The organism is Streptomyces telluris (genome assembly GCF_024519335.1).
GTDB classification, from domain to species: Bacteria; Actinomycetota; Actinomycetes; order Streptomycetales; family Streptomycetaceae; genus Streptomyces; species Streptomyces telluris.
Genome location: NZ_JANIID010000017.1, coordinates 31,612 through 43,206 on the forward strand (window position 1 = coordinate 31,612; position 11,595 = coordinate 43,206).

An 11,595-nucleotide genomic window follows, 5' to 3' on the forward strand; every position below is an offset into this window, starting at 1 on the left:
CGCTCCGGGCGCCGGGTGATCCAACAACGGACGAGCACAGTCGACAACCATTGGTTGTCACCTATGGTGGGAGCCATGGATCTCGACGTGGCGCAGGTACGCGCGTTCGTTCGCGCCGCCGAGGAACTGCACTTCGGGCGGGCGGCCGGCACGCTCGCCATCTCGCAGCAGGCGCTGTCCAAGCGGATCGCACGGCTGGAAACCCTGCTCGGCACCGCGCTGTTCCGGCGCGCCGGAGGCGGGGTGCACCTCACCGAGGCGGGCCGGCGCTTTCTGCGACCGGCCCGGCAGACCGTGGCCGCCGCCGACGCCGCGGTCGCGGCGGCTCTCGGGAAGGACCGCCCGCTGCGGGTCGACGTCTGGGGGCACCTCTACGCGCCGATGCGGACGCTGGCCCAGGTCGCCGGGCGGGCCGGGGAGTTGGTGCCGGGGCACGGGCGCGACCTGCCGTCGGTCACGGCGGCGCTGATGCACGGCGACATCGACGCGGCCTTCGGCCGGGTCCATCCCCCGCTGCACGCGCAGCTGACGCACCGCCTCGTCCGCCTCGAACCGGTGGACGCCGTACTGAGCACGGACCACCCGCTGGCGGCCGAGTCCGCACTGCGGCCGGAACAGCTGCGCGGCAGCGTGCTGTGGTCACCCGGTGCGCTGGACCGGCTCGACTTCCTCCACCAGTTCGCCGAACGGTTCGGCATCCGGGACAGGGCCGCGAGCGTCAACCTCGGGCTCGTCCACTTCCTCGGCGAAGTGGCACAAGCCCCGGACCGCTTCTCACTGCTGCCCGCCGACGTACCCCTGCCGGAGCTCCCCGGGCTGCGCTCCGTCCCGCTGGTCGACCCCACACCGCTCTACGCCTGGTCTCTGCTGTGGCGCAACGGAAACGAACACCCGGGGCTGGACGGCCTCGTCGCCGCCTGCGCGGGAGAAGCCGGCCGCAGCCGCTGGCTGGAGTACGACCCGGCTCACGACTGGCTGCCCGAACCGCCGACGAGCCGTCACTGACAGCAGGGCGAGGAGCGTCGAGGGTGCCCCACCGGCCCCGGGGCGGGGGGCCGTTCGGCCCTTTCCGTGGCGGGGTCCTTGGCGATCTTCTTGCGGGGCGGCCGGGTGTGCCGTCCCTGCATCGGCGGCCCGGGTTCCGGGAGCGGGCGGGCACACCCGGCGCGCACCACGTGCCGAGGGTGTGACGAGAGCGAACGGAGTCGACGGGTGATCGCTGTGGTGGGGCACCGGGACCTGGACGCGGGCACCTCGCTCGCGGCCGATCTGTGCGATCTGCTGAAGCGCTGCACCACGGAGACGTCGGTGCTCGTCCGTGCCGGAGCGGGCCTGCCCGTGGTGGCGGGCCGGGCCGTGCGCAAGGCGGGCCGCAAGCTCGTCGTGCTGCTGCCCGCGCCGGCGCCGGGTGCCGGCGTGCTCCCCCCGCGCGACCGCGTGGCGGCCGGTGAGCTGCTGGTCCTGGCCGAGCACGTACGGCTGCTGCCGTACGATCCGGCCGACCGGGACGCCTCCGTGAGCGCCGACGAGCAGTTGATCAGGTCCTGCAGGCAGGTGGTGGCGGTGTGGGACGGCTCGCCGTCCGACGGACGGGACGCCACGGCGCACCTCGTGGCCTTCGCCCGCGCCCGCAGCATCCCGGTGACGGTCTTCTGGCCGGCCGGCGCCGTTCGCGAGGGCGTACCGCAGGGCGGCGCACGGTCCACGGCGGCGGACGCCCCGCCCGGCGCCGGACGCGCCACCGCCGCCGGCTCTGGGCGGTACCGGTGACGTGGTGTCTCCTCATCGCCCTTCTCATCGCGGCCCGGTTCCGGTCCTCCTGGCGGTTCCTGCTCTGACGGGACCGCACAAGGGTCGCGCAGGGACCGTACAGGGACCACATGGGGACCGTACAGGGACCGATCCGGGCCCGGCATCCGGGACCATACCGGGACCAACGGCCCACGCGCGAAGGCCCTTCCGGCTCATCCGCCGCCCCTCCCCTCCCGTTGATCATGTGACCGCGGCCGGGAAGAGCAACGGCTCTCGTCTCGCACGGAGCCCTTCCCCGCCGTCGTCTTCAGCAACACGAGAGCGGAGGTCCGCGACCAGTGGACACGGTGGGTACGAAGGGCAGGGAGCCCGTGGACGGGCGTCCCGTGGTCGGTGCGGGAGCCGTCAAGGCTCCCCGCAGCCCGATGGTGGAGTGGCTGACGACCACCGACCACAAGAAGATCGGAACGCTCTATCTCGTCTCGGCGTTCGTGTTCTTCATCGTCGGCGGCCTCATGGCCCTACTGATGCGGGCGGAACTCGCCCGTCCCGGCACGCAGATCATGTCGAACGAGCAGTTCAACCAGGCCTTCACGATGCACGGCTCGGTGATGCTGCTGCTCTTCGCGATGCCGCTGTTCACCGGTTTCGCGAACTGGATCATGCCGCTGCAGATCGGCGCGCCGGACGTGGCGTTCCCCCGGCTGAACATGCTCGCCTACTGGCTCTTCCTGTTCGGCTCCCTGATAGCGGCGGCCGGTTTCCTCACCCCTCAGGGCGCGGCGGACTTCGGCTGGTTCGCGTACGCGCCGCTGTCGGACTCGGTGCACTCCCCCGGGGTCGGCGCCGACATGTGGATCATGGGGGTGGCCCTGTCCGGCTTCGGCTCCATCCTGGGCGCCGTCAACTTCATCACCACGATCATCTGCATGCGCGCGCCCGGCATGACGATGTTCCGCATGCCGATCTTCACGTGGAACATGCTGCTGACGGCCCTGCTCATCCTGCTGGTCTTCCCCGTCCTGGCGGCCGCGCTGTTCGCGCTGGAGATGGACCGCAAGTTCGGCTCCCACGTCTTCGACCCGGCCAACGGCGGCGCCCTGCTGTGGCAGCACCTCTTCTGGTTCTTCGGCCACCCGGAGGTCTACGTCCTGGCACTGCCCTTCTTCGGCATCGTCTCCGAGGTCATCCCGGTCTTCTCCCGCAAGCCGATGTTCGGCTACTGGGGCCTGATCGCGGCGACGATCTCGATCGCCGGCCTGTCGGTGACCGTGTGGGCGCACCACATGTACGTGACCGGTGGCGTGCTGCTGCCGTTCTTCGCCTTCATGACCTTCCTGATCGCGGTCCCGACCGGGGTGAAGTTCTTCAACTGGATCGGCACGATGTGGAACGGCTCGCTGTCCTTCGAGACCCCGATGCTGTGGGCCACCGGGTTCCTGATGACGTTCGTCTTCGGCGGGCTGACCGGCGTCATCCTGGCCGCGCCCCCGCTGGACTTCCACGTCTCCGACTCGTACTTCGTCGTCGCGCACTTCCACTACGCGCTCTTCGGCACGGTCGTCTACGCGATGTTCGCCGGATTCCACTTCTGGTGGCCGAAGTTCACGGGCAGGATGCTGGACGAGAAGCTCGGCAAGATCACCTTCTGGACCCTCACGGTGGGCTTCCACACCACCTTCCTGGTGCAGCACTGGCTCGGCGCCGAGGGGATGCCCCGCAGGTACGCCGACTACCTCGCCGCCGACGGCTTCACCGCGCTCAACACGGTCTCCACGATCGGCTCGTTCCTGCTCGGCCTGTCCTTGCTGCCGTTCTTCTACAACGTCTGGAAGACGGCCAAGTACGGCAAGAAGGTCGAGGCCGACGACCCGTGGGGCTACGGCCGTTCGCTGGAGTGGGCGACCTCCTGCCCGCCGCCGCGGCACAACTTCCGCAGCCTGCCGCGCATCCGCTCCGAATCCCCGGCGTTCGACCTGCACCACCCCGAAGTCGCCGCGCTGGAGCCGGCTCAGCACTGAGGCCTCCTCCCCGCGTCCCTTCCTCCTCCTTCCTCCCCCTTCCTCCCTTCCCTCCCCCGTCTGCCGCGTCCCGTGGCAACCCCTCCGAGGAGAAAGCGCATGTCCCACATCGTCCTGGCGGTCGGAGCGACGGCGGTCACCCTGGCGGGCAGTGCCTGGTACCTGCCCGCCGTCGCGGACCTGCGGGCCGGCGACGACCGCCCGCGCTCCGGGCGGCTCGCCGCCCGGGCCTGCGTGACCGAGTGGGCCGCCCTCGCCGGCGTCGCCCTGCTGCTGTTCGGCCCGGCGCCGTGGCAGGCCCTGTGCACGGTGGCGGGCGGCGGGGCCGCGGCGGGAGTTCTGCTGCGGTCCCGGGCCCGCGCTCACCTCGCCAGGGAGAGGCGGGAGTCGGAGGCCTGCTGGGCGGCGCTGCGCCCGGCCTCCCGGCCGGGAGGTCCCGGTGCCGGGGCCTCCCGGCGGGTCTTCCTCACCTGGACCCTCCTGGGGACGGTCACCGCGTCCGCCCTGGCCCTCACGCTGCTCCTGGTCACGGACATGGTGACGGCGGCCCTGACGTCCGGGTGCGTCGCCGCGGCGACGCTGCTCACCGCCGGCGCCCGTGTCACCGTCCTCCGCGGGCCCCGGGCCTGAGGGGACGCCCCGGGGACGGGCTCGCGCTGCGGGGCAGCGACTCCCACTACGATTTGCCCGCTTGTTTCACCGGCGCGAAGATTGCCCTAGAGGCCCGTCAGATTCCACCGGGCCTTTCGGAGGAGCCCCGCAAGGGAGCACCGATGGCAAACGACCGGCTCGTGAGCCCATCAGCCGTGGAGACCGCCGACGTCGTGGTCGTCGGCTCGGGCTTCGGGGGTTCGGTCACCGCGTACCGCCTCGCCGAGGGCGGCCGGTCCGTGGTGGTGCTGGAGCGGGGCAAGCCGTACCCGCCCGGCAGCTTCGCCCGTGCCCCGGCCGACATGTCCCGCAACTTCTGGGACCCCAGCGCGGGCATGCACGGCCTTTTCGACATCTGGTCCTTCCGCGGCCTCGAAGGCGTCGTCTCCAGCGGCCTGGGCGGCGGCTCGCTCATCTACGCCAACGTCCTGCTGCGCAAGGACGAACGCTGGTTCGTGCACGAGTCGCCGCTGCCGGGCGGCGGTTACGAGAACTGGCCGCTGAGCCGGTGCGACCTCGACGCGCACTACGACCGGGTCGAGGACATGCTCGGCGCCACGCCGTACCCCTACGCCGACACGCCCAAGACCGTCGCGATGCACGAGGCCGCGGGGCGTCTCGGCCTGCCCGTGTGGCGGCCGCCGCTCGCGGTCTCCTTCGCGCCGCGCCCCGGTGCGGCGCCCGTCCCCGGCGCGCAGATCGCCGAACCCTCCTACGGCAACCTCCACGGCCTGCCGCGCAGCACCTGCCGCATGTGCGGCGAGTGCGACGCCGGCTGCAACTTCGGCTCCAAGAACACGCTCGACCACACCTACCTGTCGGCCGCCCGGCACCACGGCGCCGACATCCGCACCCGCTGCGAGGTGCGCGGCTTCGCGCCCCGCCCCGGCGGCGGCTACGAGGTCCGCTACGTCGTCCACGAGCCCGGCCGCGAGGGCCGTCCCACCGCCACCGGCGAACTCCCCGTCCACCGGATCGCCTGCCGCCGGCTGGTGCTCGCGGCCGGCACCTTCGGATCGACCTACCTGCTGCTGCGCAACCGCGCCGCACTGCGCGGCATCAGCAGCGCTCTGGGCACCCGGTTCTGCGGCAACGGCGACCTGCTGGGACTGCTGCTGCACGCCACCGGCGGCGACGGCAGCGGCCCGCCCGGGCCGCGCCGGCTGCGGAGCAGCACCGGGACGGTCATCACCAGCGCCGTCCGCGTCGGCGACGAGCTCGACGAGGACGGATCGTCGGGGCGCGGCTTCTACGTCCAGGACGCGGGCTACCCCACGTTCCTCGACTGGCTCAGCGAGACGGCGCAGATGCCCGGAAGCACCCGCCGCGCGCTCGCCTTCGCCCTGCACCGGTTGCGGGCGCGGCTGGGACACGACCCGCAGAGCAACATCGGCCGCCAGCTGTCCCTGCTGCTGGGGCCGGCCGAGTTCTCCGACACGTCCTTGCCGCTCCTCGGCATGGGCCGCGACGTGCCCGACGGCCGGATGAGCCTGCGCCGCGGCTACCTCGACATCGACTGGACCGTACAGACCTCGCTGCGCTACTTCGAGCGCGTCCGGTCGGTCATGCGCGACCTGGGCGAGGAACTGGGCGCGGAGTTCCGCGACAACCCCTTGTGGTGGTCCCACCGGGTGATCACCGTGCACCCGCTGGGCGGCGCCCCGATGGGCCGCCACCCGGCCGAGGGCGTCTGCGACTCCTTCGGCGAGGTCTTCGGCCTGCCGGGCCTGTACGTCCTCGACGGCGCCGCGCTGCCCGGCCCGGTGGGCGCCAACCCGTCCCTGACGATCGCGGCGTTCGCCGACCGCGCCTGCGACCGCATCCTCGAGCAGGACCCCGGTGCGCACTCCGCCGCCGAGGTGTCTGCCGGCATGCCTGCCGACGTGCCCGGCAAGGCGCCCGCCGACCTGCCCCCCGAGGCGTTCGTACCACCCGGCATGACCGTCGAAGAGGTCCCCCAGCCCGCGCCCGCCGGCGGTGAGCGGCCGACCAGCCTCTCCTTCACCGAGGAGATGAAGGGCCACGCGGCACTCGACGTCGACGACCCCGAACAGGGGCGGGACCTGGGCCGGCAGCGCAAACAGCAGCTGGCGTTCCGGATCACCGTCACCGCCCACGACGTCGACCGCTTCGTCGACGACCCGGCCCACCCGGCCACCGTCGCGGGCCACGCGGACTGCGACGTCCTCGGCGGGCGCCTGCCGGTCGAGCACGGCTGGTTCAACCTCTTCACCCGGGACGACGACCCCGCCCGGCGCCGCATGCTCTACCGCCTGCACCTGCGCGCCCCCGGCGGCAGCCCGCTCACGCTCGTCGGCCGCAAGGACATCCACGACGACCCCGGCGCCGACCTCTGGCCCGACACCACCACCCTCTACGTCCGCCTGCTCGCCGGGCACGTACAGCCGGACGGCGACGCCGGCGCCGCGGTGCTCGGCGCGGGCGTCGTCACCGTCCGTCCCGCGGACTTCGTCGAGCAGCTGACGACGTTCCGCGCCACCGGCCCGCATCCGGCACGCGCCCTGGAGCGCTTCGGCCGCCTGTTCCTGGGCGAGTTGTGGGACGTCTACGGCTCCCGCCTGCGGCCACCGCCCGAGGAGCCGGCATGAAGGCCCGTGAGCTGCGCAAGCACGCCGAGGAGCTCCAGCTGCCCTTCGTCCCGCAGGAACAGGTGCGCTGGCTGGCACCCCGGGAGCTGGCCCGCACCGCCGGCAAGGTCGTCCTGGCCCTCACCCTCGCCGGCTACCTGGACAAGCGCGAGATCCAGGGAGCCCTCGACGCCGAGCCCCTGCACGCGCCCCTCGACGACCCCGGCGCACAGGAGATCTGGATCGACTACGCCGCCGACCTCGGCGACGGCTTCGACGCGACCAGTACGGTCGCCTGGACCCTGGCGGCGCCGGAGACCGCTGTCGAACGTCCCGGGGGCGCACCGGCCCGGCTGCCGCGCGGCTCCCTGCTTGTCCTCGGCGGCGACGAGGTGTACCCCGTGGCGTCGGCCACCGCCTACGAGAACCGGATGAAGGGCCCCTACCGGGCCGCCCTGCCGACGGCGGAGGACCGCCCGCTCATGGTCGCCCTCCCCGGCAACCACGACTGGTACGACGGCCTCACCGCCTTCCTGCGCATCTTCGCCCAGCGGGGCGGCATCGGCGGCTGGCGCACCCGCCAGACCCGCAGCTACTTCGTCGTCCGGCTGCCCCGGCGCTGGTGGCTCGTCGGCCTCGACAGCCAGCTCGGCGCCTATATCGACGACCCCCAGCTGCGCTACTTCGAGACCCACCTATCCGCCCTCCTCCGGCCGGGCGACGGAGTGATCGTGTGCTCCGCGACCCCCGCCTGGGTCGAGAGCGCCCAGGAGGACGCCGACGCCTTCAACTCCCTGCACTGGTTCGACCACAACATCGTCCGGACCCGCGTCACCGACCGGGAGACGGGGGCGCGGGAGCCGACGGGCGCCTCAGTCCGGCTGTGGCTGACCGGCGACAAACACCACTACGCCCGCTACGCCGAACGGCTGCCCACCGACCCGCCCGGCCCCGGCGCGCCGCCGCCCGACCCGCGCAGACGCCAGCTCGTCACGTGCGGACTGGGCGGCGCCTACCTGACCTCCACGCACGGGCTGCCCACCGACCTGCCGCTGCCGCCCCGCGAGTCCCACCTGCGGGGGAAGGACAGTCCACCGGTCGACTTCGCCCTCGCACAGCCCACCTGCCCCGCGGGCGACGAGTCCCGCCGCATGGCCCGGCGCATCGCCTTCCCGTGGGCGCGCGGCTGGCCGCCCCGGCGCAACCCGGGCTTCGCCGCACTGGCCGCGGGCGTGCACGCCGTCCTCTTCCTGCTCGTCGGCTTCGTGTTCGCGCTCGCCCGCGGCACGATCCGGCCCGACGAGGCCGTGCGCACCGCCGGCTGGGAGGACGCCCTCCGCTTCGCCGCGACGGCCGCGGCGATCGTGGCGGCGCTGATCGTGCTGCCCTGGCTCGCCCGGCTCGTCCGCAAGCGCAGACACGAGACGACCTCCCTCGCCCGGTCCGCGGCTCCCCCCGTGCCGGCGGTCGCCGCCCTGCTGCAGGGCGTGGTCGCCCTCGGGGTCCTGCTCGCCGCCGTCGCCCTGCCGTTCCCGTCCTCATGGCCCGGGTGGACCGTCCTGCTGCTGTGCCTCCTGCTGGCCGGGGCCGCCGGGGCGACCGCGGGCTCCGAAGCCTTCGCCCTGTGGGTGCTCTGGGCGCGCCACGGCACGGTCGCCGATTGGCAGATGTCGGGCCAGTCCATCGAGGACCACAAGGGATTCCTGCGCCTGCACATCGCACCGGACGGCGACCTCACCCTGCACGCGCTGCTGCTCGACGGCATCTGCCGTGACTGGCACCTGGAGGACGACCCGGCCGGCGGCAAGCGCCCGGCGCCCGACCGTCTGCCGCCCGTGCGGCTCATCGAGGACCCCGTCGTGATCGCCCGGGAGGCGAAGCCACCATGACCGGCACACCATCCGCCTCACCGGCCGGCTCACCGCGACCGAACCGGCGCACCCGGCCCACCACGCGCCGGGACCACGTCACCGAGGTGCAGCCGCTGAAGGCCCTGGACGGGCAGCCCCTCACGCTCGTCCACGTCCAGGGCCGGCACCCGCCCACCCGCGGCCCCGTCATCGTCGTCCACGGCGCGGGCGTACGCGCCGAACTCTTCCGCCCGCCGCTGCCGCGCACCTTCGTCGACGCCCTGCTCGACGACGGCTGGGACGTGTGGCTGCTCAACTGGCGCGCGTCGATCGACCTCGACCCGGTGCCCTGGACCCTCGACCAGGCCGCCGCCTACGACCACCCCGCCGCGGTCGCCCACGTGCTCGGCGCCACGGGCGCCGACCGGCTCAAGGCCGTCGTGCACTGCCAGGGCTCGACGTCGTTCACCATGGCCATGGCCGCCGGCCTGCTCCCCGAAGTGGACACCGTGGTCAGCAACGCGGTCTCGCTGCACCCCGTCGTCCCCCGCCTGTCGGCCTTCAAGATCGGCAACCTGGCGCCGCTGATCAGCCGTGTGACCCCCTACCTCTCCCCCGCGTGGGGCGACCGCCCCGAGGGCGTCGCCTCCCGGCTGCTGGTCTGGGGCGTGCGCGCCACCCACCCGGAGTGCCGCAACCGGGTGTGCCGCATGGTCAGCTTCACCTACGGCAGCGGCCGGCCCGCCCTGTGGTCCCACGCCAACCTCGACGAGGCGACGCACGAGTGGATCCGCGGTGAGTTCGCGGAGGTCCCCATGACGTTCTTCGCCCAGATGAACCGCTGCGTCCAGGCCGGCCACCTCGTACGGACCGGCGCCGTCGAGGCCCTGCCGGCGTCGTTCGTCGCCCGGGCGCCGCGCACGGACGCGCGCTTCGTCCTCGTCGCCGGCCGGGACAACCGGTGCTTCCTGGCCGACAGCCAGCGGCGCACCTTCGACTTCCTGCAGCGTCACCGTCCCGGCCGCGACAGCCTGCACGTCCTGCCCGGCTACGGCCACCTCGACGTCTTCCTCGGCCGCCGTGCGGCGACGGAGACCTACCCGCTCATCCTTGAGGAGCTCGCGCGCTGAAGGCGCTCGGCCGAGACCCGTACAGGCGCTCAGCCGAGACCCGTACAGGTCAGGCCGTGCGGGGTTGCAGGCTGCGCAGGAAGGCGAGCGAGGGCATGAAGAAGTACTCGCCGCCCTTCATGGTCACGGTCTGCGCGGGGGCAGGGACCTCCTGGCCCTCCTCCTGGCCCCACACGCGCGGCCAGGTCGCCGGGGGCCGGCTGCCCTGCCCGATGACCGGGTCGAGGCCGGGCGCCGGCTCGCTGCCGGGATCCGGGAAGCCGGCGTTGTTGGCCCAGTTGAGCTGCGTGAACTCGAACTGGTCGACCAGATCGGCGTTGAACGCCATGAACAGCAGGCCGACGCCGCCTTCGGGCAGCTCGTCGCCGGGGCCGTCGGTGCGCTCCCCGTAGGTCTGCCCGCGCCGCGCCATCAGGTGCCGGCGCTCCGCCTTCGGCGGCTCGAAGCCGCCGGACCCGCGCGGGTTGGTCTTGCGGATGTGGGCCTGGAAGGGGCACTTGTCGGCGGCGCCGTCGCTGGCGTAGGTGAAGTCGTTCATCACCGGGCTGTGCGCTCCGGGCGTGGCCTGCAGGGTGAGCGGCGTGCCGTCCTTGAAGCGTCCGACGAGCATCGCGCCGGCCCGTTCGCGGTCGTCGTTGTCGAGCTTCAGCGCATCGGCGAGCTCTTCCTCCGCCTTCCTGAACGCCCGGACGTTCTGCTCCAGCTTGCGCAGCACGAAGTAGCTGCCGAAATCCGTCGCGGCGTCGGGAGCAGCCGGGTCCACGACCAGGATGCGCGACAGTTCCTCACCGGGATCCCACACCGAGACCCCGTCGGTCCCGCGGCGCTCGTCCTCCAGGTCCTCTTTGAGGAACAGCGGCTGGCTGCGGCCGTCGACGTATCCGAAGTGCTCGATCCCGTCGCCGTTCGCGTTGCGCATGCCACGGCCCACTTCCTTGCCGAGCACGCGGAGCGAGCCGGTCAGCAGCTCCTCGACCTTCTTGAGCCTGGCGTCCGCCGGGCCGGGTTCGGCGTCGCCGACCAGGACGACGGCGTGGATCTCCTCCCGGTAGCCGGCCTCCCACTGCGCGACGTCGGGGTCATTCAGCTTGCTGCGGGTCCCGTCGTCCCGCATTCCCCGCTCGAAGGCCGCATCGGAGGGAGCCCGGTCCGACAGGCCCAGCCGGTCGTAGCCCGCCTTCGTCAGTCCCACACCGACGTAGGGGGTGTTCGAGACGCCGCTCGACCCGTTGCGCTTGAAGCCCTCCACTTCCTCGAGGTGCTCCTTGGCCGACTTCATCAGGGGCACCAGCCCGGCCAGGAACGCCCGGGCCTCCGCGGCGCCCGCCGGGCCCTCGCCGAACTGCACCAGCAGGATGTGCAGGTGCTCGCGGACGTGGCCCTTCAGGATGTTCGCCTGCAGGTTCTGCAGCATGGTGTCGGCGTCACCGGTGGCGGTCTTCCACGACAGCGGCTCGCTGAGATCGACGGGCATGCCGGCCCCTTCCGTCGGGTCTGGACTCCGGGCGTCTTCGCGGTGGTCCGGACCGGGATCCGGATCCGGTGTCCAGCCTGGTGGACATCCCGGTGATACGCGACTCGGCGGGGCCCGGACGCGTCTTAG

Annotated in this window: 8 protein-coding genes; 7 read left to right on the forward strand and 1 reads right to left on the reverse strand. The window is 72.8% G+C overall.

Features of this window, described 5'->3' with window-relative positions; translation table 11 throughout:
- The first annotated feature begins 75 nt into the window (after positions 1 to 75).
- The 7 genes from NQU55_RS19165 to NQU55_RS19195 all read left to right on the forward strand — a co-directional run bounded on the left by NQU55_RS19165 (position 76) and on the right by NQU55_RS19195 (position 9,992).
- The gene (locus NQU55_RS19165; protein ID WP_168094765.1) at positions 76 to 1,005 is read left to right on the forward strand and encodes a LysR family transcriptional regulator; all 930 of its coding nucleotides are present in this window, start codon (positions 76 to 78) and stop codon (positions 1,003 to 1,005) included.
- A 207-nt stretch (positions 1,006 to 1,212) separates the two neighbouring features.
- Positions 1,213 to 1,770, forward strand: a complete 558-nt coding sequence (locus NQU55_RS19170) for a hypothetical protein (RefSeq protein WP_256790889.1) — start codon at positions 1,213 to 1,215, stop codon at positions 1,768 to 1,770.
- 320 nt (positions 1,771 to 2,090) lie between these two features.
- Positions 2,091 to 3,773: an aa3-type cytochrome oxidase subunit I gene (gene ctaD / locus NQU55_RS19175; RefSeq protein WP_443744702.1), complete on the forward strand. Its 1,683-nt coding sequence runs from the start codon at positions 2,091 to 2,093 to the stop codon at positions 3,771 to 3,773.
- Positions 3,774 to 3,872: 99 nt separating this feature from the next.
- The gene (locus tag NQU55_RS19180) at positions 3,873 to 4,403 is read left to right on the forward strand and encodes a hypothetical protein (protein WP_206329905.1); all 531 of its coding nucleotides are present in this window, start codon (positions 3,873 to 3,875) and stop codon (positions 4,401 to 4,403) included.
- A 143-nt stretch (positions 4,404 to 4,546) separates the two neighbouring features.
- Complete coding sequence (locus tag NQU55_RS19185; protein ID WP_256790890.1) at positions 4,547 to 7,033, forward strand: FAD-dependent oxidoreductase; 2,487 nt, start codon at positions 4,547 to 4,549, stop codon at positions 7,031 to 7,033.
- Positions 7,030 to 8,901 carry a hypothetical protein gene (locus NQU55_RS19190; RefSeq protein WP_168095416.1) on the forward strand — a complete coding sequence of 624 codons (1,872 nt, stop codon included), beginning with the start codon at positions 7,030 to 7,032 and terminating at the stop codon, positions 8,899 to 8,901. The genes NQU55_RS19185 and NQU55_RS19190 overlap by 4 nt, the downstream gene beginning before the upstream one ends.
- Complete coding sequence (locus NQU55_RS19195; protein WP_256790891.1) at positions 8,898 to 9,992, forward strand: alpha/beta fold hydrolase; 1,095 nt, start codon at positions 8,898 to 8,900, stop codon at positions 9,990 to 9,992. Before NQU55_RS19190 ends, NQU55_RS19195 begins: the two co-directional genes overlap by 4 nt.
- 49 nt (positions 9,993 to 10,041) lie before the next feature.
- On the opposite strand, the gene NQU55_RS19200 is transcribed toward NQU55_RS19195, so the two are convergent.
- Complete coding sequence (locus NQU55_RS19200) at positions 10,042 to 11,466, reverse strand: Dyp-type peroxidase (protein ID WP_256790892.1); 1,425 nt, start codon at positions 11,464 to 11,466, stop codon at positions 10,042 to 10,044.
- Positions 11,467 to 11,595 lie beyond the last annotated feature (129 nt).